Below are 24,918 nucleotides of genomic sequence, written 5' to 3'. Positions count from 1 at the left end.
GGGGAGGGGGTGGGGGGCACGCCCGGAACGGGCCTCGTACGCTGGCCCGACCGTGCCCGCCCGCCCTGTGAGGAGCTTCGATGTCGCGACTGTCCGGACTGCTGGGGCTGCCCAGGATGCTGCGGCACCTGGGCGCGACCGGGGCGGGGCTGCCGGCGGACGACGAGGTGGAGTTCGACGCACCGGACCCGCGGGTGCGGGCGGCGTGCGAGGCCGTACGGCTCGGCCGGTTCGCACCGGCCGAGGAACTGCTCGCCGAGACCCGTGCGGAAGGCCTCTGGGACCTGCGGGGCGCGGCGGCGAACGCCCTCGCCGAGACGCTGCTGGAGAGCCCGGGGCGGCTCGAGGACTGGTGGGCCCGCAGACCCGGGGACCGGGACGTGGCGCTCGTCCGGGCCGAGGCGGCCATCGAGCGGGCCTGGGCCGTACGGACCGACGCGCGGGCCGCGCACGTGTCCGCCGGGCAGTTCGCCGCGTTCCGCGCGCTGCTCGCCGACGCCGTGCCCGTCCTGGAGGAGGCCGTCTCGCTCAACCAGGGCGACCCAACGCCCTGGGCGACGGTCCTCACCCACGACATGGGCACGCGGGCCCCGCGCGAGGACTTCGAGGACCACCTCGCGAGCGCCCTCGCCCTCGACCCGCACAACTGGTCCGCCCACGCGCGCGCCGTGCAGTACCTCGCCGCCAAGTGGTACGGCTCGCACGAGGAGATGTTCGCCTTCGCCGAGCGCGCGGCGGCCGCGAGCCCCGCCGGCCACCGGCTGCGCGGCCTGCCGGTCGTCGCGCTCTCCGAACTCGCCCTGGACGAGAGCATCGACGGCGAGGCCACCAAGTACGGCCCGCTCTCCCGGGACCGCGTCGACCGGGCCATCGCGGAGGCCCGCGTGCTGTCCGCGACCGGTCCGGCCGGCGAGCGGCGGCTGGCCGGGGTCCGCAACCACCTCGCGTGGGCGATGATCCGCGACGGTCGGCCCGACGCCGAGATCCTGGAGGTGTTCCGGGCGATCGGCCGCCACGCCACCAGCCACCCCTGGGCCTACCTCGGCGGCACGGACACGTTCCTTCAGTTCCGCACGGGAGTCCGCGCCGGGGTGGCGCTGAACACCCCGTTCTTCGGCGGCACGGTGACCCCGCCCGGGCCCGGCCCCGTCGACCCCTCCCTGCACGCGGGCGGCGCGCGCCGCGAACTGGCCCTCGTGCCCGCGACGATGCGCCAGGTCACCGAGGCCGTGGCGCTCACCGGCGTCACGTACCGCATGGCGCCGCTCCTCGGCACCGGCATCACTCTCGTCGAACCGGCCCCCTCGCAGGAACCGGCGGGCGGGAAGCGGTCAGGGCTGCGCCGGACGCTGCTCGGCGAGGGCGATCTCGTCCGACTGACCCGCACGTTCACCACGGGCGAGTCCTGGCCGGTCCTGGTGGTGTCCCTGGTCTCCGACCGGTACGGCCTGAGCCTCGTCCGCGACCGTGAGGTCGTCACCGGCCACTCCTGGCAGGGCCCGGACGGCATCCCCACCCAGGACGAGGCGGACGCGACCGCGGCCGCCCTCGTCGCCGCCTTCCCGAAGGGCGACCGGCGGCGCGTCACCGCCGCCCTCCGCGCCCCCGGCCGGGACCGCGGCCCGCTCGACGCGGCACTCGCGGCCCTCGGCCTGCCCGCTCTCCCGGAGGCGTACGGCGAGGGGTACGAGATCCTGGCGGACGTGCCCGAGGCGCGGGTGGTCGCCCGCCGCGGCCTGCGCGCCGCCCTCGGGGACTCGCTGCGCGGTGACCCGGCCGACCCGAAGGCCGAACTCCCGCCGCTCGGCCTGTGACCACGGCGCGCAACGGGGACGGCCGGCCCCGAGGGACTCGGGACCGGCCGCGCGTGAAGTCGAGGGCAAGGAAAGCGAACGGACTATCAGACTGTGAGTGTGGAGAAGGAAGCCCGCTCATGGCCTCGCCACGGCTGACGGTAGCAGTCAGGCCGGGACGATGTCGCGGAGATTTCCGGGCGTGAGCACCCGGGAGCCCGCCGGCAGCCCGTCGGGGCGCTCCAGACCGATGTAGGTCACCGGTTCCTCCGGGAGCGTCTTCCCGTCCCACAGGGTCACGTTCCCGCCGGCGACGGTCAGCAGCCCGACCAGGTAGCGGATCGTCAGGTAGCGTCGTTCGACGACCCCACGCACCAGCGTCGACACCGACACCCGGTTCTCCTCGACCCGGTTGCTCGCCGGCCTGCCCCGAAGATGGAAGTGCATCCACTTCGCGTACCAGCGGCCGTCGTCCTCGTCCCGCAGGAACACCAGCGGCAACGCCACCCGGCCGGGGCCGCGCAGGTCCGACTTCATCCGCACGGTGCGCGGCTCGAACGGCCGGCCCTGCTGTTCGGACTCGCGGAGCATGAACCCGAAGAACGACTCCTCGGTCTCCTCGAAGCCCTCCCCGGAGAAGAGGTTGACCTGCGGCACGATGTACCGGCCCCGCACCGCGCCCAGGCGCAGGTTGATGAACTCCGAGGCCCCGTCGGGTGCGTCCGTGATGTCACCGGAGTGCTCGCCCTCCACGCCGGTCAGCGCCGTGTACGACAGCCAGGACTGCGTCGAGTAGTCGGCCTTCAGCATCAGCGCCGACAGGTCGTAGTCGGTGCTCTGCGCGGTCTGCTTCCAGTACACGAAGAAGCGCAGCAGCTCGCCCTCGATCGCGGTCACCGAGCCGCGCGGCAGCACGCCGACGCCGGAGGCGACGGCCTTGCCGCTGAGCGGCAGCGCCACGTCGAGGACCTCCGGGTCGACCAACAGGTTCTCGGCGAGGGGGAGTCGACGGGACAGCTCGGCGTCGATCGACTCGATCAGCCGCTCGGCGTGGGACGCCGGCAGACCCGCGCGGGTGTCGGGCGTCACCCAGGCGGAGCCGCTGCCGTTGACGAACAGGCGGGGCGCGCCGAACGCCCCCCGGCGCCGGTTGTCCAGGTGCTCCCGTACGGACAGCAGCACCCGCCCCGACACCGCGGGTGCGACGGCCGTGGCGGCGGCCACCACCGCGCCCCGCACCTCGCGCTGCCGCACCGGGGTCTCCTCCCAGTCGGCGCGCAGCAGCCGGTCCAGGGACCGGAACAGCCTGCCGGGCGCGGACTTCAGCAGCGCCGTCGCCCCGAGCACGTCTCCGTGGTCGAGCAGCTCCTCCAGCCGGCTGTCGAAGGACCGCGCGACCTTCTCGCCGCGGGCGACCGCGAACACCTCCGCGGCATGCGGCCACTTCGGGTACTCGTGCGGGTGCAGCCGCTCGCCGAGGCGCTTCCACGCCTCGCGGTGCGCGGCGACGTCGGCGAGCTTCGCCGGGGACGCGGCGACCACCGCGTCCAGTCCGGCGAGCAGCGTACGGCGCACCGGCCGGGACAGCGCCCGGAAGCGCGTCGGCTCACGCAGGGTGACGTCGCCGTCCGCGAGCGCGCAGGCGAGCCGGAGCACGTCGGTGACGGTGTCCAGGAGCGGGCTCGCCCCGGCGCGCAGCCGGGCGGCGTTGACCACCGCGCGGTTCTCCCGGACGGGGAACTCCCCGGGCTGCGGCCCGCCGACGCACTCCGCCGCGAGAACGGCGAGATCCGCCAGCGCCTCCTCGCCCAGCGGCGTGGTGCTGCCGGCGAGCGCGAGGTACAGCTCGGAGACCTCCTCCGCCGGCTCACCGCCGAGGTGCAGCACCGTCAGGCGGTCGCCGGCGGCGGCGATCAGCTCGTCCTGGGCGGTGAGCATCTCCTCGTAGGTGTGCAGGTACGTGCCGTACGAGGGCAGGGTCAGCAGGTCCACCATCCCGGACGACAGCTGGGCGAGCGTGCTCGCGCGGGAGCTGTCGTCGGCGAGCGCCTCGGAGACGCACCACGCCCAGAAGTCGTGCGTGTCGGGGACGTTCGCCGGGAAGTCGCGGAAGTACACGTTGTGCCGGACGTGGTCGCCGACCCTCCGCCGCAGCGTGTCCAGCGTCTCCGCGGCGGTCCCGGTGACGGTCTCGCGGGGGAGCCCCGCCAGCCGTGCGAACAACGCGGAGGACAGCTTGAAGCCCGCGGTCATCAGCGCGGCGTCGAACTGCCGGGCCGCGGCCGCGCCCTGACCGGGGGTCGTCGTGGATCCGGAGGGTACGGGCAGGCGCAACGTGTGGCGGACGACGAGCTGTTCGAGAGTCGGGACCATCCCGGCATGGTCACAGACGAGCCGGACCCGTCGCATCCGGGTTTCGGGGCCCGTAGGCCCGCGGGACCGCCGGCCCGCCCGGTCAGGGTGCGGCGTACTGGGCGGCGAACTCCGCCGTCGGGGCGATGGGCGTGATGACGTCGATCAGTACGCCGTTCGGATCGGACACGATGAAGTGGCGCTGGCCGAAGTCCTCGCTGCGCAGCTCCAGCAGGGGCTCGAGCCCCTCCCGCACGACGAGCCGCTCCCACTCCGCGTCCGCGTCCGGCACCTCGAAGTTGAGCAGCAGCCCTTGGGCGGCGACGCGGTGGCCCTCGGGGATCGTGGGGTGGGTGTGGTCGAGCAGGGCGAGTTCGTAGCCGGGTTCCCCGGGCTGCCGCAGGCTCACGTACCAGTCCGCCGCGAAGGTCACCTCGAACCCGAGGAGCCGTGTGTAGAAGTCGCGGGACTCCTCCAGACGGGCCGTGCCGATCACCGGATAGAAGCTGGTCGTCCTCATGTCCGCCTCCCGTTTCGCATACCATCGGTACGCGAATCACGGTATTCACATACCTTCGGTATGTCAAAGGGAAGTCGCCGGAAAGGGGACGCGGTGAAGCAGTCGGGCGTGCGGGCACAGCAGCGGGAACAGACCAGGCGGGCGCTGCTGCGGGAGAGCAGGAGGCGTTTCGCGGAGCACGGTTACGCGGCCGTGGGCCTGGCGGAGATCGTCGCGGCCACGGGCGTCACGAAAGGAGCGCTGTACCACCACTTCGACGGCAAGGCGGAACTCTTCCGCGCCGTCCTGGAGGAAGTGCAGCAGGAGACGGGCCGGCGGGTGGCCGCCGCGGCCGACGCCCAGGACGACCCCTGGGAGCAGTTCACCGCCGGCTGCCAGGAGTTCCTCACGGCCGCGACCGATCCGGACCTCCAGCGGATCATGCTCATCGACGGCCCCGCCGTGCTCGGCTGGAACGAGTGGCGGGCCATGGACGAGGCCGCGTCGGCCCGTCACCTGGCCGAGGCGCTGACCGCGCTCGTCGACGCCGGGCTCGTCGCCCGGCAGCCCGTCGCGCCGCTGGTCCACCTGCTCTCCGGCGCGATGAACGAAGCGGCCCTGTGGCTGGCCTCCGACCCGGCCCCCGGAAACCTGGCCGACGCCCGCGCCGCCCTCGCCCGACTCCTCGCCGCCCTCCGCACGGACTGAGCCCGCGTCCGCACGGACTGAGCCCGCACGCGCGCGGCCTGACCCCGCGTCCGTACGGCCCGGCCCCGCGTCCGTACGGCCCGAGCGCGCGTCCTCCCGCTGCTCACCGCACCCCCCGGAGGCCGCCCGTGATCACCCTGAAGCAGCCGGGCGGAGCGCCCCGAGCGGCAGGGCTGGGAGCGGGTCGACTACTGAGCCCGCGAGGCGTGGCGGGCTCAGCCGCTCCGCGGCGCGTACATGATCACGGCCATGCCGGCCAGGCAGATCAGCGCGCCGATCACGTCGTACCGGTCCGGCCGGTACCCGTCCGCGATCATGCCCCAGGCCAGGGACCCGGCGACGAAGACACCGCCGTACGCGGCGAGGATCCGGCCGAAGTTCGCGTCCTCCTGGAACGTCGCGACCACGCCGTACAGGCCCAGCGCCACCACGCCCGCGCCGATCCAGACCCAGCCCCGGTGCTCGCGGACGCCCTGCCAGACGAGCCAGGCGCCGCCGATCTCGAAGAGCGCGGCGAAGGCGAACAGGGCGACGGAACGAGCGACGGTCATGGTCCACGACCCTAGCCGGGCACTCCGCGGCGGCTCACGAGGCCCCGTCCGCCGGGGACACCGCCCCCGGCGCGCGCCGCTCCACGGCCACGAGCGCCGCGTCGTCGCCGAGCCGCCCGCCGACATAGCCGGTCAGATCGGTGGACAGCCGGTGCAGCAGGTCGCCCGGACTGTCCCCGGACCAGGCGGGCAACCGCTCCGCCAGCGGATAGAACGCTCGCGACGCCCGGTCGCGGGCCTCGATCACGCCGTCCGTGTACAGCAGCAGCACGTCGCCCACCCGGAACGGGAAGGACTCGACGACCACGTCCGGGGAGAGCACCGCGGTCAGCCCCAGCGGCGGGCTCGGCGCGCCGCTGGTGAGGGACACCACCCGGCCATCGCGCAGGATCAGCGGCGGCGGGTGGCCGCAGTTCGCCACCCGGACCACCGGCTCGTCGTCCGGGATCTCCAGGACCAGCGCGGTCACGAACGCCTCCTCGCGGGCGAACTCCGCCTCCGAGTCCCCGTCGTCCTCCCCGTCGCCCCCGTACTGCGCCGAGCCGACGCCCGCCTCCAGACTCGCCACCACCTCGGGCAGCGCGCCCGCCCGCCCCGCCGACACCCGGAACGCGCCCATGACCAGCGACGCCTCGCTGATCGCGTCGAGACCCTTGCCCCGGGCGTCCCCGATGAGCAGCCGGGTCCCGGTCGCCGTGCGCGCCGCCGCGTACAGATCGCCGCCCATCAGCGCCTCCTCCTCGGCGGCCAGATAGAGCGACGCGATGCCCAGCGGACCGGAGCGACGCGGCAGCGGGTGCAGCACCGCGCCCTGCGCGGCCCGCGCGATCGAACGGAGCCGGGACACCTTGCTCTCGTGCTGCTCACGCAGATGGGCGAAGAAGGTGACCACCACCGAGATCAGGATCAGGGCCAGAATCTGGTACGTGTGGTTGAGGTCCGTCAGGCTCGTCCGCGCGACGGCCACGACGACCTGCGCCAGCACGGCCACCGCCCCCACCAGTGCCGTCGTCCGCGTCCCCGCGAACGACGCGGTCAGCGCCGGTGCGGCGACCAGGAACGGCCCCAGATGGACCTCCGGCGGAGCCAGGATGTCCACCACCGTCACCACGGCGATCAGCGCGAACGCGAACCCCAGCAGCCAGGGAGCGGCGCGGCGCCGCGGGATGCGCGGGGAGTCGACGCGCTGCGAGGAGTCCATACCACTTGCATACAGGAGGCTCGGCCGACGGGCTTACCGACATACCGACACGCCCCCGGGCACCGGCACGGCGGCGAAACTCGGCTGCGCGCCGGGCCCCGGCCTCCTACGCTGAAGAAGGGGTTCGGCGGTCCCGTGCGGTCGGAGGAGCACATGAGACGACGGCATCACTTCCACGTCGACCACGCGGGTCACTCCGTGAGCGTCACCGTCCAGACCGGACACACGTCCCAGGTCGAGGTCCTCGTCGACGGCAAGGAGACGGGCCACGCGACCACCCTGCACGACCGCCCCGTCGTCGTCGACGTCGAACTGCCGACCGACCCGCCGACACCGGTCGCGGTGCACGTCACCCCGGGCCCGGGCATCCCCCGCTGCTTCCTCGCCGCACCACCGGACGCGGAGCCGCAGGTGATGTCGCCGCGGCATTACTGACGTGGCACCACCGAAGCGGCACCACCGCACACACAGAGCCCCGAGAGGCGGTCCACGATCGAGGACGAGACGACGTACGCGCCGGTGGGCACGCAGGCGGGGCTGCTGCAGAGGGGGCGAGGGCTCGGCGTCGTCGAGGCGCACCGGGATCCGGCGGCGGCCTCTCTCGTGCTCGACATCGTCACCCAGGACTGGTGCTGGGACTTCGCCGACGCCCGCGAACTGTACGGCGCGCGGTTGGTACGGGACCTGGAACTCCCGCTCGACCCGCTCGTCGCGCTCCTGCGGGACGCGGACGAGCACGCGTGTGCCCGAGGCTCCGGCATGCTGTGCCTGCTCGCCCGCGGAGGATCGGCCGAGGCCCGCGAGGCGCTGCGGGCCTACGTCCGGGACGGGGAGCACTGGGAGGACACCCTGGTCGACATGGCGCGCGACTGGCCCGTCGCCTGGTGGGACGACCTGGCCGACGTCGCCCGGGCGCGACTCGACGGCCGGCAGCCGTACCTGTGGCGGTCGGAGCCCTGGAAGCGCTGGCGGGACCGTATCCCGCTCCAGCGCCGGGAGCGCCCGGCCGGGCGGCACCGCTACGACCTGGGTCCCCGCCCCGACCGGCTGCTCGCGGTCCTCGTCGACCCGGGCGAGGGCGACAGCGCGAAGGGGCAGGCCCTGCACACCCTGGCCGGGCGACCGCCCGAGCCCGCCCTGCTGTCGCTCGTACCCGAGCTGGGCTCCGCCGACGGCGGGCGGCCACTGCCGATGCTGGGACCGGCGGTCAGCCGCCTCGGGGCGCACGCCGTGCCCCGGGCGCGGGAGTGGGCGCGGGACGGGCGGACGTGGCTGGAGTGGATCGGTCTGGACGTTCTCGCCCGGCACGGCGAGCGCAGTGATGTGCCGCGCCTGACGGAGGCGTTGGAGGACGAGTGGTGGCAGGGGAACTGGTGCGGCCCCGCCGTGCTCGCCGAAGGACTCGCCCGCCACGGGGCCGCCGCGGCCGACGCCGTCCCCACGCTGCGGAAGTTCTGGCGGCACACCCCGCACTCGCACGAACGTCCCGCCTACCTCGAGGCCCTCGCCGCGATCGACCCCACCGGCCTGGAGCCGGTGTACGTCGAATCCCTCTGGGACTGCGAGGAGAAGGCGCGCCTGCTCGCCATCGCGTCGGCACCGGATCTGCCCGTCGTACGGCAGCGGCTCGCGGAGCTGGCCGACGACCCGATCGAGGAGCCGGAGGTGCGGGCGGCCGCCAAGACCCGTGTCGACAGCCTGAGTTGAGTATCCGTACCCACGCCGCCGGTCCGGTCCCGGACCCACCCTGGGGTCGAGACGAGGGGGCGGGACATGCGGAAGGTGCTCGGGGCGGTCCTCGCGGTGAGTCAGCTCGGCGGCTCCTGCGCCGTCACGCGCGCCAGGAGCCGCGTGTAGCGGCAGCGGCGGTCCGGCCGCGCGCGGGACTCGGCGCGACGCAGCGTCGGTACGGCGCCGGGGCCGATGCGGACCAGCGCCTCCTCGGCGGCCTGTCGGACGATGGCGTGGCTGTGGTCGAGCAGCGTGGTGAACGCGGGCACGGCCGGCTGCCAGCGGGCCTGGCCCAGGACCCGGACCGCGTTGCGCACGAGGTTCGCCTGCGGGTCGTCGAGCAGGATCTCGGTGAGCCCGAGATGGGTCTCGCGGTCGAGCAGCGCGCGGGAGACGCGGTGCGCGTGGAGCCGCGTGGCCGTGTCGGGGTGGGTGAGGACAGCGCGCAGGACGTCGGCGAGTTCCTGCTGCTCCAAGGCCGTCGCGTGCTCCGTGACGTGGGTGAGCGCGCGGCGGACCTCCGTCCGGTCGTCGGACCGGAGCCGCCCGATCAGCTCCTCGCGCGACGGCAGCGGTACCGTCGCGGCGGGGGCACGCTCGCGCAGGGTCCGGAGTGCGGCCGCGTCCTGCGCGACGGCGTCCGGGCCGCGCAGCGGGCCGTCGACGAGGACGAGCCGCGCTTCGGGGTGGAGTTCCTGAATGCGCGCGAGGGCGGGGGTGCGGAGGACGCGGAGGCCGGCGAGAAGGTCGAGCAGGCCGGTCGCGCCGGAGGTGATCCGGGGTTCCAGGGCCAGGGCGAGGACGTCCGCGGGCAGGCGGCGCAGGGCGTCGGCGGCGGGGCCGCGTGCGGCGGCCGGGCCCCGCTCCCAGAGGTGGAGGAGCACCGGCAACAGGGCTTCCAGCGCGTGGCCGTCGAGCCCGGCGGCGAGGTCCGCGAGGCGCTCGGCCCGGACCGCGTCATCGAGGACGGCGTCGGGTCCGGCCTCGCCGAGGGCCCGGCTCAGGGCCGCCCGGAGCGGGCCGTGCGGGACGTCCACGAGGCCCCGCAGATACGGCGCGAGCACGGCGGCGCGCGCCGCGGGCTCCGGCCAGGCCGGCAGCGTGCGCGCGGCGAGGTCGCGCTGCTCGGGCACGTCCGAGCCGAGCATGGTGAGCAGCCGCTCGCGCTGGGCCGCGGACCGGGGCTGGTCCAGGTCGGCGGGGCGGGGCGCGCGGGGCGCGCGTTCGGGGGAGGTCTCGGCGAGAGTCCAGGCCGGGAGCCCCAGCGGCTGAAGGTCCGTCATCCAGTCGACCAGCGCGGCCCGGACGGCGGTCGAGGCGTCGGTGTGGACGTCGATCAGCGCGACGAGCAGGGCACGGGAGTCGCGGATGCCCGACCGGGCGCGGAAGGCGGCCAGGTCCGCCACGCTCTGTGCGCCGGCGGCGAGTTCGTCGCGATCGACCTCGGGATCGACCTCGGGGTCGGTGTCGGTGACTCCGAACGCCTCCCGGAGCAGACGCGTCCGCGCGGCATCGGGGGTGGGCGAGAGGGCCGTCGCCGCGAGCTCGCGGTCGAGGTCCGCGCGGACCACGACCGCGCCGGAGAGACCGAGCAGGGGGAGCGTGGAGCGGCGGCCGGGGGACCGCGGGGACAGCGCCCGGACGGCTGAGGCGAGTCGGGCGGCGGCGGTGGACGTCAACGCCGGTGCCACGGCTTCGAGGGCCTCGATCAGCTCGTCCCGTGCCTCGCCCTCCGCCTCCGCCAGGCCGTCGAGCAGCACGGTGAAGGAGCGTGCGAAGGTGGCCCTCTCGTGGGCCGCCCACGGGGTGGGGCAGATCGAGGGCAGGAGGGGCAGTACGGTGCGCCGTGCGTGCCCCGAGGCGGCGGCCAGCTCCAGCCAGTCGGCCAGGAGGGGGCGCAGCTCGCACAGCTGGTCCCTGGAGCGGCCGGGGAGTTCGGCGAAGCCCAGCGCGATGTCCGGGTCCCAGCCCCGCTGCGTCAGGCGGCGCAGGTAGGCCTCGCCGGGGTCCGGAACGTGGCTGTGACCGAGCGACCTGAGCAGCCGCACGCGGACGCGCTCGTCCGGCTCGCGGCGCGCGGCCGCCTCGACGGTCGCCCCGAGGGTGTCCCCGAGCAGCGCGCGCAGCGCCTCGACGAGCAGCCGGCCCAGGCCGGGGTTGTCGGTGCGGCCGAGGTGGTGGAGGACGTGGGGTACGACCGACGGCGTTCCGGCCGTGGCGAGGGCCCCGGCGGCGGTCTTGCGGACGCTCATGACCTGGTGGTCGAGACAGTCGGCGACGGCCCCCGAAGCCCACCTGGCCCCGGCCGCCCCGAGGGCGGCCAGGGTCTGCCGTACCGTATCCGGGTCCTGCTCCGGCCCGGTGAGCGCGAGCAGCCCCGCCGACAGCGCCTCGACCCCGTCGCCGGAGGCGTCCCGGGCGAGCAGCGCGACGGCGTGCTTGCGGACGTGACGGTCGGAGTGGCGCAGCAGCCGGTGCACGCGGGCCCGGACGGGGCCGTGCGGTACGCGCGGCAGGTCGACCAGGACCTTGAGCAGGGCGGCCTGTTCGGCCGCGGTGACCCCGTCCCGCTCCACCAGCCCGAGCACCAGGTCGGCGGCGACCGCCTGCCCGGCCGTCTCGGCGTCGGCGGCGTCCAGCAGCGCCGCCGGGCGGATCCGCCCGCGGCCGTGCAGCCGCCGGCCCAGTCCGCACAGCGCCTCCACCACCTCCGGCGGGACCGGGGGCTCCTTGGCCGTGGAGGGTTCGCCGGCGATGCGGAGCAGCAGGTCGGCGAGTACGGGCAGGGTCCCGGGGCCGCCGTGGTCGGCGAGGCGGCGGAACGCGGCGACCGGCTGCTCCGGGTCCAAGTGGGAGGCCAGGACGGCGAGTTCGCGCTCGTCGGGGCCGCCGAGATCCGCGGCGATCCGTGCGGGGATCTGCTGCGGGTCCAGGCGGACGAGGATGCGGTGGCGGAGGTCCGGGTCGGTGGTCAGGAGCCAGAGGATTTCCAGGGCGCGGTCGCGTACGGGCCGCAACTCCGGTGTGATCGGGGAAGGTTCGGGGGTGTCGAGCCCGAGGCCCTGGGCGAGTACCTGGACGGTCCGTTCGCCGCCGACCGCTTCCAGGGCGTCGAGGGCATCGGCCGGCGCCTCGGGGAGAACGGCGAGTACGGCGGCCTCGGTCTCCGGGGCGCGCAGCGTGCGGAGTGCGCGCAGGAGCGGGCCGGGCGCCGGGGCCGACGGCAGCAGCGCGGCGACCTCCGCCGCGACCGGCAGCCCGGTCGCCCCCTGCGCGTCGAGCGCCACCAGCAGGTCGAGGCGGCGCGACAGGTTCGGGTCGTCCGGTGCGGTGTCCAGCAGCAGGTGGAGAAGCGCGTGGCGGCTCGTGTACAGGATCGTCGCCACCGCGCGCGCCGGGATGCCGTGGTCGGCCAGGGCGAGTGCGACGACGGCCGGCACGTCGGCGTCGGTGGCGAATTGGCCGCGGCGGTGCAGGGCACGCAGGCAGTCCACGGCGGCCCCGCCCAGGAGCAGCGGGTCCTCCGCGGCGACGGTGAGCACGGCGCGCACGTCGTCCCGCCGGGCGGTCTCCCCGAACTGCGCGAGCGCCCGCTGCCGCACCCGTCCCGGCCGGGCCCGGTCCTCGGCGGTCCGCAGCAGCAGGTCGCCGTGACCGTGCGCGGCGGCGGCCGCAAGTGCGGGTCCGGCGCTGGGGCCGTCGAGGAGGGGGGCCAGGAGGTGTGCGGGTAGTGGCTCCAACGCCGCCCAGGGCTCGGTGAGTTCGGTCAGGGCGCCGGTCGCGACGGCCTCGGTGGGTGAGTGCAGCAGTCCGGTCAGCACGCCGCGGACGAACCGCGGGCCGAGCAGCTGTGCCCGCAGTCCCTCCCGGGCCAGCCGCAGCGCCTCGCCCTCCAGGACGGGGTCCCCGCTGCCCGCGAGCTCCTCGACGAGTCCGGCGGGCCGGTCCACCGTGTGGAGGTCCGTCGCGTGGACGGCCTGGTACAGCACCTCTCCGCGCTGCTCGCGCGCCGGCGTCGCGGGGTCCCGTGCGAGCTCGGCGCGCAGCAGTGCGACACGCACCGCCGGGACGAGCACCTCGGAGGGCCACTCCCGCCATGCGGGGAGCGTCTCCGCGCCGCTCTCGGCCACGAGGAGCGCCTGCTCGGGGGTGCGGGGCGGGAGTCCGGCCGGGGAGGGGCGCAGGGGATCGATCACCCCGGGATCGTACGATCCGTGCCCTGGGCGTGACACACGCTTTTCGGCGGGGCGGGGCGGGCGTCCCGGCTCAGGCGGTGGTGTCGCGGCCGACCGCCTCGACCAGCGGCAGCAGTCGGTGCGGGACGCGTTCGCGGAGGGCCATCTCCGTGCGGGTGCGCACCACGCCGGGCAGGTTGATCAGCCGCTGGATCACGTCCTCCAGATGCCCGTTGTCGCGGGCGACGACCCGGGTCAGCAGATCGCCGCCGCCCGTGATCGAGAACGCCTCGACGATCTCCGGCACCGCGGAGAGCGCGTCGCCGACCTCGTCGAGGTGTCCCTGCGTCACCTCGATGTGCACGAAGGCGAGCACCGGGTGGCCGAGGGCGGCGGGGGAGAGGACGGGGCCGGTGCCGGTGATCACACCGTCCCGCTCCATGCGGTCGATCCGGGCCTGAAGAGTGCCCCGGGCGACGCCGAGGATCCGCGCGTACTCGCGCACGCTGGTGCGGGGCTGCTCGATCAGGAGCCGCAGGATGCGGGTGTCCAGGGCGTCGACGGCCACGGTGCGCGGTCCTCCTCATGGCCAGGTTTCCGGCCCTTCGACCGTACCAATGGCCCGGTGGGGACGCCGCGCGGGCGCGGGCACGGGCATGGGCTCACCAGCCGAAGCGCCGGTCGATCTCCTTGGTGAACTCCTCGAAGGTCAGCACGTCGTCGCCGTCCTGGTTCGCCGCGTCGAACAGCGCGGAGGCGGAGTCGACGTCGCCGAGCCCCCAGAACGGCAGGAGCCCCTGCGCGGCGAGCGTCGGTCCCTTGGACCGCAGCGCGGTGATCACCTCGACCCGGGTGAGGGTGCCGTCGCTGTCGAGGTCCAGCGCGTCGAACAGCGTGCGGGCCTTCTCGCTCATCGGGGGTTCCTTTCGGGGCTCACGGGCTCACCGGGAAGGACGCGCCGCGGCGGTGCGAGGTTCATCCGGCCGCCTTTCGGGCGGCGCTCGCTCCGACTCCGCCCGCGTCCCGGCCGGCCCGAGACCGAGGACGGCGCGGATGACCGTGGGCCGGTGGGCCGAGGTGGGGGCTCCTCACGCCGGACGACGAGCTCCATGCGTCAGTCCGACAGGGCCAGGCGGATGCCGAAGCCGGCGATGACGGTGCCGGTGATGCGGTCCATCACCAGACGGGCACGGGGGCGGCTCAGCCAGGTGCGGAAGGCGCGGGCGCAGGCGATGAGGGCGGCCGACCAGACCAGGCCCAGCGCGATGTGGACGGACGTCAGCATCAGGCCCATCGTGAAGTGGCCCTCGCCCGGCGGGATGAACTGGGGCAGGACAGCCACGTAGAACGCGCCGACCTTCGGGTTCAGCAGGTTCGTCAGGGCGCCCTGGCGGAAACCGGCGCCCAGCGAGTCCGCGGCCGTGACCGGCGCGTCCTCGTCCGGCACCTGCGGCAGGCCGCGGCGCAACGTGTCGTACAGCATGCGCCCGCCCATCCACACCAGGTACGCCGCGCCGGCCCAGCGCAGCGCCTCGTACGCGACCTGGGAGGCGGTGAGCAGCGCGGTCACGCCCAGCGAGGTGAGCGCGCCCCAGGTGAGCGTGCCGCCCTGGATGCCGAGCACCACACCCCAGGCGCGCCGGCGGTGACCGATCGCGGAGGTGCGCAGGATCAGCGCGGTGTCGAGACCGGGCGTGAGCGTGAGCAGCCCGACGACGAGCGCGAACGACCAGAGTGCGGTACCGGTTTCCATGGGCGCGACCCTATGCGATGCGGTGCGCCGCCAGTCCGGTGCTTGGGTCGGTGGCTGGCGCCGCGTGGGACGTTCCGGGGGTCGCATTCGGGACTGCATGATTTACGGCGCGTTCGGCTCTCTGGTGTTGTCGCCGTTTCTGTCGCGCCACAAATCACGCTTCACGTCCCGAATGCGACCCCCTCCACGTCCCCCGCTCCCCGTCGTCGTCGGGGCGGGGGCAGAGGGTCGAAGCGGTTTCGGGTGCCTGCGGTGCCTGCCATGCCTGCGGTGCCTGCCATGCCCGTGGTGCCTGCCATGCCCGCGCTGCCCGCGGTGCTTCGGGTCGGTGGCTCCCGGGTCTGTGCGGGCCTTGCGTCCTCGCCTCGCTCGTACTCCTACGCCGGCCCCGCGGCCCCGTCCTTCCCCGTGCCCGTGATGCGTTCCAGGTCGGAGAGCAGGCCGTCCAGCCAGGACACGGCCACGTAGTACGCCGGTGACGCGTCCGGCGGGTCCGCCTCCAGGCCCGCGGCGACGGTCGGGTCGCGCAGGGGGACCGGGGCCTCCGGTGTGTCGCCGCCGGGGTCGACCGCGGCCGACACCAGCAGCATCCGGCCCGCCACGCGGTCGCCGAGCCGCTGGACCTCCGCCGCGGCCTCCCGGCCCAGCGGCGGTTCCACCGTCGGGCCGTCGGGGCCGGCGGGCGGTGGGGGCGGGACGAGCAGGCGGTCCGAGCCCCACAGGGTGTGGTGGGCCATCATCAGCGTGGCCTGCCAGTCCGGATCCGTGGACGACGCTCCCGTCCGCAGGACCCCTACGCCCCGTCCCGCCCCGTCCGGCTCCCTCTGGAACTGTGCGAACGCCGACTCCGCGAGGATCAGACCGTGCTGCAGCGACCGGTGCCCCGGCGCGGTGGCCCGTGGCTCGCGGAGCCCACCCGCCACCACCGCCGCGACCGTCGCCACGACGATCTCCGCCGCCTCCCGCACCAGCTCGGCCCCCGACCGCCGTACCTCGTCGTGCGCGCCCCGGGGCCACGCGAGCAGCCCGAACACCGCGCCGATCGCGCTGCCCGCCAGCACCTCCAGGAGCCGGAACTCGGCCAGCTGCCACGTCGAGTGCGCCAGCTGCGCGAACACCATCGAGACGACCACCGTGAACAGGGCCTGCGTCCACCCCACCCCCTTGACCGGTCCCAGCGTGAACGCGCCGAGCATCACGAACGGCAGGATCACCGCGTACACCGTCGTGTCCGAACCCGCCGCGATCAGCAGTCCGGCCGCCACCAGCGCACCGACCAGCGTCCCGGTCAGCGCCTGCCGCACGGTCACCCGGGTCTCCGCCACGGTGGTCCGGGTCAGCGTCAGCGTCGCGAGCAGCGCCCAGAAGCCGTGCGGCAGCGTGTCCACGCCGGCGATCAGCCGGGCCGCCGCCAGTGCCAGGCTGATCCGTACCGCGTTCTGGAAGTGGACCGACCGCCGGCCCACGTTGCCGGCGAGCCGGTGCCACCAGAGTTCCGGGGCGCGTCTGCCCGCGTACCAGAAGCGGCCCGGAGAGGCGACCGCCCCGGCCGTCCGCCCGTGCACGGCCAGCGTGGCGGCCATCGACAGGGCCAGCGTGGCGTCCACGATCTCGAGGAGCGACGCCCGCCGCCGCTGTGCCGGGGCGGAGTCCGGTCCGGTGCCGGAGTGCGGAGCCGTCACCAGCGCCGTCCGGATCCTGGCCAGCTCTTCGTGCGTCCGCCCGGGGACTTCCGTGCCCTCCCCTGTCAGCCGCAGCGCGGTCTCGTCCGTCACCCGCGCCACCGCGTCGAGCACTCCGGGCCCGTGGCTTCCGGCCGGGGGCGGCCCGAGCCGCGTCAGCCGGCTCAGTACCGCGCGGGCCGCGAGGCCCGAGTGGGCGAGTGCCCGGTCCCGCAGGCCCGGCCCGGCCGGACGTGCCGGCTCCGGTACGCGGGACGGCCGCAGCCCCTGCGCCGCAGAGTGTGCCGCCCGCGCGTCCTGCGCCGTCAGCGCGTACGGCGGCGCGCCCAGCACCCGCGCCCAGTGCCCCGCGAGGCGCGCGGCCGCGGCGACCCGCTCCCCGTACGACGGCTCGGGCCGCTCCGGGAACAGGAACGCCTCGGCCAGGACCAGCAGGCCGAGCCCCACCGCCGCCCCGCCGAGCCGCTCCCCGAGTGAGCCCGGATCGTACGGCGGGAAGCACGGCAGGATGTACAGCAGTTGGAGGCCGGGCGCCGCTCCGGCCGGCCGCGGACCGCACACCGCGAGGAACGCCAGCGCGAACCCGACGACCAGCATCCCCGCCACCGCGCTCCACGTCCGTACGGCGAGGAACGTGCCGAGCGTGATCAGGACCCACGACCAGGGCGCCGCCCGCAGCATCACGGCGGCCCGCTGCCGTCCGGTGCCGGGGATGCGCGAGAGCCCGCCGAGAGCGACCGCGGCGAACAGCGCGTACGTCGCGGCGGTGACGGAGTCGAAGGCGTAGAGGAAGAGGTAGAAGCCGCCGCCCGCCGCGGCCGTGACCCGCACCGCCCGGCGGCCCGCGCGGCGGTACCCGGCGGGCACCGCGGCCCGCGACGCCCGGGGCGCCTGCGGCCCGCTCGGCGCCTTCACGACACCGGCCATGCCACCAGCATCACCCGGACCGGCGACCCCCGCGCGCCGTCACCTGTCCCGTCGCGCCCCGAACATCAGCCGTCGCGTCCCCGGGCTCCCGATGCTCTCCAGCGTCGGCTCCGGCTCCGACGCGTCCGGGCCGGTGGCGGTGAGCGGGATCGCCAGGCTCTGGCACATCCGCTGGGCGCGGGCGAGGGCGCTGAGGGTGGCGGGGGAGGGTGTGCCCGCGGGGAGCTCGACGACGACGGAACCCGGGCGGTGCGCGGAGACCAGCGCCTCGATCTGCAGCGCGGCGGCGGCGCGATTGGTGATGTCCAGGTCCCGGAGGATCGTGACGCGCAGGACGCCGTCGCCGGCACCGTCGAAGACATGGCTGATGATCATGGCCCACCTGCCGTTCAGACCCCGGGGGTTCGGCGTCCGTCCACATCGGCGCGCCGCTCACTGTCGAGGATAAGCGCGCTCCCCACCGCCGGCCCGTACGCGTCGCCGTGGCGCCGCCGGCAATCCAATGGCGCACTCCTGGCCGCCGGACGGAGGTGTCGACCGGACCAATGGTCCAGTGATCCATGCCCGTGTTGAGCCACTTGTGTCCCCGCCGTTATCCTTGGGGCATCCACCATTTCCAGGCGCCGCAGCGCCGGACGGCAACGACGCCGCCTCCGGACCGCGGTGCCTTCGTCGTGTCCGTGCGCGGCCCACCACCCCGGGCGGCAGCGGGACGGCGCGCACCACCGCAAGGGGGGCGGCGCACCGCCGTGAAGAAGATGTTCGTGGCCCCGGACCCGGGATTCCTGAGACTGCGCACCGCGCTGCGCGCCGTGCTCGGCACCGGCCTGTCCGTCGCGGCCGCCCAGGCGGCCGGACTGTCGCTGATCGCGTCGATCGTCGCCGGCCTCGCCGCGCTGCTCGCCCTGTTCACCGTCACCGACGCGAGCGTGCGCGCCCAGGCCGTCACCACCGCGCTGCTGCCGGCCGCGGGCTTCCCGGTCCTGGCCGTGGCCACCGCCCTGCACGGGTTCCCGCAGCTCCGCGACGCGGCGTTCGTGCTCGTGGTCTTCTGCGGCGTGTACGCCCGGCGCTGGGGGCCCCGGGGCCACGCCCTGGGGATCTTCGCGTTCATGATGTTCTTCAGCACGCAGTTCCTGCACGCCGTGCCCGCCCAGCTCCCGGAGCTGTACGGGGCCGTCCTGCTGGCCCTCGCCGCCTCCGGCGCGACGCGCTTCGTCCTCTGGCCGATCGAGCGCCGCACCCCGCCCGCGGCCGCCCCGCCGGCGCTGCCCGGGGCCGGCCTCGCCCGGGCCACCACCCGGCAGGCCGTACAGGCGTCGGCCGCCTCCGCGGTCGCGCTGGTCGTCGGCCAGTTCCTCTCCGACGAGCGCTGGTACTGGGCCGTGGGCACCGTCTGGTGGATCTTCGTCAACACCACCTCGCGCGGCGAGACCCTGGTCCGCGGCTTCCGCCGGGTGCTCGGCACGGTCGTCGGCATCGTGTTCGGCGTGCTCGTCGCGATCCCGCTGCACGGCGCGCCCGCGCCCACGGCGGTCCTGGTCGCGGTCTGCGTCTTCGGCATCTTCTACACCGCGGCCGTCTCCTACTCGTGGATGATGCTGGCCGTCACGGTCATGGCCAGCTCGCTGTACGGCCTGCTCGGCGTCCTCGACGCCGGACTGCTGGTGCTCCGGCTCGCCGAGACGGGCGTCGGCGCGGTCTGCGCCGCCCTGGCGGTCGCGCTGGTGCTGCCGATCACCACGCACGCCACGAATCACGCCTGGATCCAGCGGGCGCTGCACAGCATGCACGCCGCCACCGCCGAGGCCATCGCCCGGCTGGCCGGCGACCGCGAGGGAGACCCGGCCCCGCACGCCGCCGAGCTGGAGCAGCTGCTGGTCCGGGTGCGGATGGCGCTCGCCCCGCTGCTGCACCCGCTGAACCCGTTCCGCGCCCGCAAGGCCCGCGCCCGGCACGTCATCGCGCTGCTCGACGACTGCGCCCGCGAGGTGCGCGGTCTGGTGGCCGTGGCCGCCGACCCCTCCGCCGCGCACGACGCCCGCCTGGCCGCCGCCTGCTGGCGGGTGGAGGAGGCGGTGGAGGCCCTGACGGCCGACGAGCTGGGCTGCTGCCGCGTCGACACGGACGCACCGCAGGTGCACCCGGCCCAGGACCGCGGCGAGCCCGCCCTGGCGCACCTCCACGGCCTCGAGAAGGCCCTCGCCGAACTCGCGACCCCCCTGAACTCCAAGCCCCAGGACCCGCTTCTCTCCGCCTGACCCCCGTTGGTCTAGACCGCCTGCTACCGTCGCCGACGCAGAGGGATCACGCGGAGGGGAGAGGCCGTGACGCAGCAGGACACTGCAGGGGATGCCGCCGGAGCGCGGGAGGGCGGGGCTGCTGACCACCCCGCCGTCGGCCCGCCGGGCGACGCGGCGCGCGCCGACGGCGCCGCACCGGCTGCCGCCGCCCCGATCGGCGGCTTCGTGCCCGCCCGCCGTGCCCCGCGGGCGTTCGTCGGGTCGTTCACCTCGGCCGGGGGCCGAGGTGTCGTCGCTGCCGACGTCGACCCGGACAGCGGGGCGCTCCGGCAATCCGGTGCGACGGACGCCGTCGCCGATCCGTCCTTTCTCGCGGCCGGGCCCGGCGGCCTCCTGTACGCCGTCTCCGAGGGCGATGACGGGGCCGTGGCCGCGTTCGACGTCTCCGGGGGCGTGCCGCGTCTGTTCGGCGCGCCCGCGCGCGTACGCGGGGCCGGGCCCACTCATCTGTGCGTGGCCGGCGGGCACGTGGTGACGGCGAACTACACCTCCGGGAGCGTCAGCGTGCTGCCGCTCGCCGCGGACGGTTCGCCGTGCCTCGCCTCGGACGTCCTGCGGCACGAGGGGGCCGGGCCCGTCGTCGAGCGGCAGGCCGGGCCGCATGCGCATCAGGTGGTTCCGGATCCGGGCGGGCGCTGGATCCTCTCCGTGGACCTCGGCACGGACTCCGTCCGTGTCTGCGCGCTCGACCCGGCGACGGGGGCCCTGCGCCTCCACCACGAGTGCGGGCTGCGGCCCGGCAGCGGGCCCCGGCATCTCGCGTTCCATCCGTCGGGCGCGTACGTGTACGTCGTGTACGAGCTCGACCCGGTCGTCACCGTCTGCCGCTGGGACGCCGACCAGGGCGTCCTGGAGCCGCTGGGGGAGACCGCGCTCACGGCGCCCGGGTACCCGTCCGGGATCGTCGTCGCCCCGGACGGACGGTTCGCGTGGGCGGCGGTCCGCGGCGGCGACGTCCTCGCGGTTCTGGCCCTGTCCGGCGAGGGGGACGCGGCGGAGCTCGTCGCCACCGTGCCGTGCGGCGGCCACTGGCCCCGCGACCTGGCGCTCGACCCCGCCGGGCGGCGGCTGTACGTCGCCAACGAGCGCTCCGGCGACGTCACCTGGTTCGACCTCGACCCGGCGACCGGCCTGCCGGCTCGGGCCGGCTCGCTCCCGGTGCCGGCGGCGACCTGCGTGGTCTTCGCCTGACCGTCCGGCCAACGCCGCAGGGCCCGTACCGGAACTCCGGCGCGGGCCCTGCGGCTGTCGTGCGGATGACGTGCGGTGGGCGTCAGAGCGCCGGGGACCCCTGCTGCAGCGTGATGCCCTGGGCCGCCGCGTACTGCGAGAGCACCAGCTTGCCGATCGCCGGGTACGCGCCGAGCGGCTCCGAGGAGGCGCAGCCCGCCTCCTTCGCGGCCTCGTCGAGCAGGCCCTCGGCCAGCTCCGGGCCGACCAGGTACGGGGCGAGCGCCAGCTGCGCCGAGCCCGCGCCGCGCAGCTGCTCGGCGACGGAGGCGATCGAACCCTCCTGGTCGAGCGCGGCGGCGATCACCGGGACCGCCAGGCGCGCGGCCAACAGCATGCCGGTGATGCCGGCGGCCTGGACGGCCTCCTCGCCGCCGACCGTCGCCAGGATGATGCCGTCGGCGGCCGTGGCCACCGTGAACAGCCGGGCGCGGTCGGCACGGGCCAGACCGGCCTCGGAGAGCCGCACGTGCAGCGCCTCGGCGAGCAGCGGGTGCGGGCCGAGGACGTCGGTCAGCTCCGCGCCCGAGCCGCTGCTGAGGACGGACTCCCGGATCCGGCGCATCAGCGCGCTCTCCGGGCCGGCGAGCAGCGGGACGACGACCGCGGGCGCACCGTCGGGGGCGCTGACCTCGCGGCCCGCGGCCACGGCGAGCTCGTAGCGCTGGGCGCGCACGGCGGTGACATGGGCCAGGACGGTCCCGAGGGTCGGGTACTCGGTGTCGTCGCCGTCGACGTAGCCGATCGCGGCCTCGAGGCCGGGCAGCTCGGAGCGGGCGATGCTGACGACTTCCTCGGCCAGGGAGCGTATGGCCGGAGTGGGCGTGCCGGGTACCGCCAGGACCAGCGTCGGAGCGCCCTCGGGCGCCGCCACGGGTTCGGGTCGGCGGTGCCGCCCGGTCTGGCGGGGGCGCGGCATTCGTACGGGCAGGCCGGGAGTGGGCCCAGTGGGGGAGCTCATGCGGCCGCATGCTACTGGTTTTGACCGCCCCGCTGTTCGGTGAGGTGCGACTGGGCGTCGGATGCCCGCGTTTGTCCGACCTGCCTCTTACGGGGTCAATGCTCGGGTACGTACAGCAGTCGCGGATCCTCCGGCAGGCGGAGGCCGCCGGCCGCCAGCGCCGCGGCGAGCGCGACCGCGCCCGACAGCGGGTCCCCGGCCGCGGCGACCCGCCGGGCGTGCGGGAGTTGTGCCGCCAGTTCCTCCTCCAGCGGTACGAGCAGCGGCTCGCCGAGCTTGAACAGCCCACCGGTCAGCGCGACTTCGCCCACAGCCGCATTCGCCTCGCCGGCCGGCGCGGGGCACACCGCGGCCGCGGCCTCCGCGATGTGCGCGGCCGCCTGCCGCAGCACGCCGGCCGCCACCGGGTCCCCGTCCGCCGCGCAGCGCGCCACGTCGGGCGCGAAGGCGGCCAGTACGGCGGGCCGGTCGGTACGCGGGTACAGCGCGCCGGGAAGCCCGGCCGCCGGCCCGAACCGCCGCTCGGCGCACACCAGCAGCGCGGGCGAACCGCCCCGCCGCCCGTCGTGCGCCCGCATCGCCGCCTCCAGACCGGCCCGGCCGATCCACGCGCCGCCGCCGCAGTCCCCGAGCAGATGGCCCCAGCCGTCCGCCCGCCGCCAGCCGTGGAGATCGGTGCCGAGCGCGACCAGTCCCGTCCCGCCGGCCACGACCGCCCCGGGTCGCTGCCCGAGCGCGCCCGCATACGCGGTGACCGCGTCGGCCGCCATGGCGAGCCGTCGCACCCCGAGGGCCTTCTCCAGCGCCCCGGGCAGCTCGGCCCGCAGCCCGTCCCCGAGCGTCGCCATCCCTGCCGCCCCGACCGCCACCGCGGCCACCCGGCCGCCGTGCCGTCCCAGGAAGCCGTTCACGACCGGCAGCACCTGCCCCAGCAGATGGCCGGCGTCGATCCCGCGCGGCCCGGTGCGCACCGGATCGCGCGTCGACTCGGTCTCCGCCGGCCGGCCACCGGCCGCGTCCGCACAGGCGATCCGGAGACCGGAGCCGCCCGAATCGACGCCCACCACCCACTCGCTCACGGCACTGTCCACGCCGCGCACCCTATCCCCGGAGTGGTCGGGCGCTGTCGGTGTAGGCCGGTAGGGTGACACACCGTGGCAGCGCGACCGTTGAACGAACTGGTGGAGCCCGGCTGGGCTGAGGCGTTGCGTCCCGTCGAGGGGCGCATCGCGGCGATGGGCGACTTCCTGCGGGCGGAGATCGCCGCCGGCCGGCAGTACCTGCCCGCGGGGCAGCACATCCTGCGGGCCTTCCAGCAACCCTTCGACGACGTACGGGTACTGATCGTGGGTCAGGACCCGTACCACACGCCGGGGATGCCGATCGGGCTGAGCTTCGCGGTGGCGCCCGACGTACGCCGGCTGCCGCCCAGCCTGGAGAACATCTACCAGGAGCTCAACACCGACCTGGGCCTGCCCCGTCCGTCGAACGGCGACCTCACCCCCTGGGCCCGCCAGGGAGTGCTGCTGCTCAACAGGTCGCTGACCACCGAACCGCGCAAGGCCAACAGCCACCGCGGCAAGGGCTGGGAAGAGGTCACCGAGCAGGCGATCCGCGCCCTGGCCGCCCGGGGCAAGCCGCTGGTATCGATCCTGTGGGGCCGGGACGCCCGCAATCTGCGGCCGTTCCTCGGCGACCTGCCGGCGATCGAGTCCGCCCACCCCTCGCCGATGTCCGCGGACCGCGGCTTCTTCGGCTCCCGCCCGTTCAGCCGCGCCAACGAACTCCTGGCGGGGCAGGGCGCCGCACCCGTCGACTGGCGCCTGCCCTAGCGCTCCGCGGGCGCACCCCGCACGCTCCTCAGCCGATCACCGCCGCTCTCACGCAGAGCACGTCGGGCAGGTGCTCGGCCAGGAGCTGCCAGGTGTCGCCGTCGTCCGCGCTCGCGTACACCTCGCCGTTCCGGTTGCCGAAGTAGACGCCGGCCGGGTTCGCGTCGTCGGTGCGCAGGGCGTCGCGGAGGACCGTGCCGTAGTGGTCGCCCTGCGGGAGCCCGGCGGACAGGGCCTCCCAGCTCGCGCCGGCGTCGGTGGTCCGGTAGACCCGGCAGCGCCGGCCCGCCGGGACGCGGTCCTCGTCGGCGTTGATGGGGAAGACGTACGCGGTGTCCCCGCGGTGCGGGTGGGCGGCGACGGCGAAGCCGAAGGTGGACGGCAGCCCGGCGCCGATGTCCGACCAGGTCGCGCCCGCGTCGTCGCTGCGGTAGACGCCCCAGTGGTTCTGCAGATAGAGCCGGTCCTCGTCGACCGCGTCGCGGGCGACCTTGTGCACGCACTGGCCGAACTCCGGGTTGGGATCGGGCAGGAAGACCGCCGAGACCCCCTTGTTCGACGGGTCCCAGCTCGCGCCGCCGTCCCGGGAGCGGAACACGCCCGCCGCCGACACCGCGACCGTCACCGAGTCCGGGTCCCGGGGGTCGGTGACCACCGTGTGCACGGCCTCACCGCCGCCACCCGGGGCCCACTTGCTACGCGTGGGATGCTCCCAGAGCGGCCGGATCAGCTCGAACGACGCGCCGCCGTCCACCGACTTGAACAGCGCGGCCGGCTCCGTCCCCGCGTACACCACGTCCGGCTCGTCGCGGCCCGCCGGCTGCAACTGCCAGACGCGCTCCAGCGAAGCTCCGGTGTCCTGGGGGAACTTGACGGCCGGCTGTTTCGGCTCGGTCCATGTCGCGCCGAGATCCTCGGAGCGGAAGACCGACGGGCCCCAGTGCGAACTGTCGCCGCCGACGAGCAGCCGGGGCGTGCCGCCGCGGGTGTCGATCGCGACCGAGTACACGGCCTGCGCGTTGAAGTGGGGACCGTCGAAGTCCCAGCGTCCGCCGCGCCGGCGGCCGATGAACAGACCCTTGCGAGTGCCTACGGTGAGCAGTACGTCGGACATGGCCGACACCTCCGGAACGACGCCGTTGTCGTGGATACGGGCAAGTCTGCACCCCACCACTGACAACGGCCCCCCGACCGGGCGTCCCCGCAGGTCACGGGCGTGT

20 protein-coding genes are annotated in these 24,918 nt (G+C 75.3%); 7 read left to right on the top strand and 13 right to left on the bottom strand.

The annotated features are described in order from the left end of the window. Positions 1-80 precede the first annotated feature (80 nt). Positions 81-1,814: a hypothetical protein gene (locus tag ABZO31_RS03110; RefSeq protein ID WP_406859336.1), complete on the top strand. Its 1,734-nt coding sequence runs from the start codon at positions 81-83 to the stop codon at positions 1,812-1,814. Positions 1,815-1,961: 147 nt separating this feature from the next. On the opposite strand, the gene ABZO31_RS03105 is transcribed toward ABZO31_RS03110, so the two are convergent. Both ABZO31_RS03105 and ABZO31_RS03100 read right to left on the bottom strand, forming a co-directional pair. After that, entirely contained in the window at positions 1,962-4,166 is a 2,205-nt protein-coding gene (locus ABZO31_RS03105) for a hypothetical protein (protein ID WP_406859334.1), read from the bottom strand. Between the two features lie 82 nt (positions 4,167-4,248). Beyond that, a complete protein-coding gene (locus tag ABZO31_RS03100) occupies positions 4,249-4,665 on the bottom strand; it encodes a VOC family protein (RefSeq protein ID WP_406859333.1) in 417 nt (138 codons plus the stop codon). A 93-nt stretch (positions 4,666-4,758) separates the two neighbouring features. Here ABZO31_RS03100 and ABZO31_RS03095 point away from each other — a divergent pair, with 93 nt between their 5' ends. Further along, positions 4,759-5,352 carry a TetR/AcrR family transcriptional regulator gene (locus ABZO31_RS03095; RefSeq protein ID WP_406859332.1) on the top strand — a complete coding sequence of 198 codons (594 nt, stop codon included), beginning with the start codon at positions 4,759-4,761 and terminating at the stop codon, positions 5,350-5,352. A gap of 215 nt (positions 5,353-5,567) precedes the next feature. Here the strand turns inward: ABZO31_RS03095 and ABZO31_RS03090 are convergent, their stop codons facing one another. Then, positions 5,568-5,903 (bottom strand): YnfA family protein, encoded by a 336-nt coding sequence (locus ABZO31_RS03090; RefSeq protein WP_406859331.1) that lies wholly within the window; start codon positions 5,901-5,903, stop codon positions 5,568-5,570. Positions 5,904-5,937: 34 nt separating this feature from the next. Next, positions 5,938-7,104, bottom strand: a complete 1,167-nt coding sequence (locus ABZO31_RS03085) for a PP2C family protein-serine/threonine phosphatase (RefSeq protein ID WP_406859330.1) — start codon at positions 7,102-7,104, stop codon at positions 5,938-5,940. 153 nt (positions 7,105-7,257) lie between these two features. Between ABZO31_RS03085 and ABZO31_RS03080 the strand changes: the two genes are divergently transcribed. After that, positions 7,258-7,539, top strand: coding sequence for a hypothetical protein (locus tag ABZO31_RS03080; RefSeq protein ID WP_406859329.1), 282 nt, complete (start codon positions 7,258-7,260; stop codon positions 7,537-7,539). A gap of 84 nt (positions 7,540-7,623) precedes the next feature. Continuing rightward, positions 7,624-8,811: a hypothetical protein gene (locus ABZO31_RS03075; protein WP_406859328.1), complete on the top strand. Its 1,188-nt coding sequence runs from the start codon at positions 7,624-7,626 to the stop codon at positions 8,809-8,811. Between the two features lie 101 nt (positions 8,812-8,912). Here ABZO31_RS03075 and ABZO31_RS03070 read toward each other — a convergent pair whose 3' ends face one another. From ABZO31_RS03070 to ABZO31_RS03045, 6 genes are all read right to left on the bottom strand, one after another. Beyond that, positions 8,913-13,031, bottom strand: a complete 4,119-nt coding sequence (locus tag ABZO31_RS03070; protein ID WP_406859327.1) for a HEAT repeat domain-containing protein — start codon at positions 13,029-13,031, stop codon at positions 8,913-8,915. 70 nt (positions 13,032-13,101) lie between these two features. After that, positions 13,102-13,578, bottom strand: coding sequence for an Lrp/AsnC family transcriptional regulator (locus tag ABZO31_RS03065; RefSeq protein ID WP_406859325.1), 477 nt, complete (start codon positions 13,576-13,578; stop codon positions 13,102-13,104). 94 nt (positions 13,579-13,672) lie between these two features. Beyond that, a complete protein-coding gene (locus ABZO31_RS03060) occupies positions 13,673-13,924 on the bottom strand; it encodes an EF-hand domain-containing protein (RefSeq protein WP_406859324.1) in 252 nt (83 codons plus the stop codon). A gap of 200 nt (positions 13,925-14,124) precedes the next feature. Beyond that, positions 14,125-14,763, bottom strand: coding sequence for a LysE family translocator (locus ABZO31_RS03055; RefSeq protein WP_406859323.1), 639 nt, complete (start codon positions 14,761-14,763; stop codon positions 14,125-14,127). 377 nt (positions 14,764-15,140) lie between these two features. Further along, a complete protein-coding gene (locus ABZO31_RS03050; RefSeq protein WP_406859322.1) occupies positions 15,141-17,372 on the bottom strand; it encodes an FUSC family protein in 2,232 nt (743 codons plus the stop codon). Positions 17,373-17,411: 39 nt separating this feature from the next. Further along, positions 17,412-17,747, bottom strand: coding sequence for a hypothetical protein (locus tag ABZO31_RS03045; RefSeq protein ID WP_406859320.1), 336 nt, complete (start codon positions 17,745-17,747; stop codon positions 17,412-17,414). A 383-nt stretch (positions 17,748-18,130) separates the two neighbouring features. Here ABZO31_RS03045 and ABZO31_RS03040 point away from each other — a divergent pair, with 383 nt between their 5' ends. Both ABZO31_RS03040 and ABZO31_RS03035 read left to right on the top strand, forming a co-directional pair. Then, a complete protein-coding gene (locus ABZO31_RS03040) occupies positions 18,131-19,633 on the top strand; it encodes an FUSC family protein (RefSeq protein WP_406865241.1) in 1,503 nt (500 codons plus the stop codon). 195 nt (positions 19,634-19,828) lie between these two features. Then, on the top strand, positions 19,829-20,866 hold the full coding sequence (locus tag ABZO31_RS03035) for a lactonase family protein (RefSeq protein ID WP_406865240.1): 1,038 nt from the start codon (positions 19,829-19,831) through the stop codon (positions 20,864-20,866). Between the two features lie 82 nt (positions 20,867-20,948). Here ABZO31_RS03035 and ABZO31_RS03030 read toward each other — a convergent pair whose 3' ends face one another. Further along, positions 20,949-21,866, bottom strand: coding sequence for a sirohydrochlorin chelatase (locus tag ABZO31_RS03030; RefSeq protein WP_406859319.1), 918 nt, complete (start codon positions 21,864-21,866; stop codon positions 20,949-20,951). A 95-nt stretch (positions 21,867-21,961) separates the two neighbouring features. Then, positions 21,962-22,957, bottom strand: coding sequence for an N-acetylglucosamine kinase (locus ABZO31_RS03025; protein ID WP_406859318.1), 996 nt, complete (start codon positions 22,955-22,957; stop codon positions 21,962-21,964). A 63-nt stretch (positions 22,958-23,020) separates the two neighbouring features. On the opposite strand from ABZO31_RS03025, the gene ABZO31_RS03020 reads away from it, so the two are divergent. Continuing rightward, positions 23,021-23,698: a uracil-DNA glycosylase gene (locus tag ABZO31_RS03020; RefSeq protein ID WP_406859317.1), complete on the top strand. Its 678-nt coding sequence runs from the start codon at positions 23,021-23,023 to the stop codon at positions 23,696-23,698. Between the two features lie 28 nt (positions 23,699-23,726). On the opposite strand, the gene ABZO31_RS03015 is transcribed toward ABZO31_RS03020, so the two are convergent. After that, entirely contained in the window at positions 23,727-24,872 is a 1,146-nt protein-coding gene (locus ABZO31_RS03015) for a WD40/YVTN/BNR-like repeat-containing protein (RefSeq protein WP_406859316.1), read from the bottom strand. Between the last annotated feature and the right edge of the window lie 46 nt (positions 24,873-24,918).

Origin of the sequence: Streptomyces solicamelliae, from assembly GCF_045348655.1 — a bacterium.
Lineage (GTDB): Bacteria > Actinomycetota > Actinomycetes > Streptomycetales > Streptomycetaceae > Streptomyces > Streptomyces solicamelliae.
Note: the sequence above shows the minus strand (reverse complement) of the source record. Positions and strands in the feature narration are given on the sequence as shown.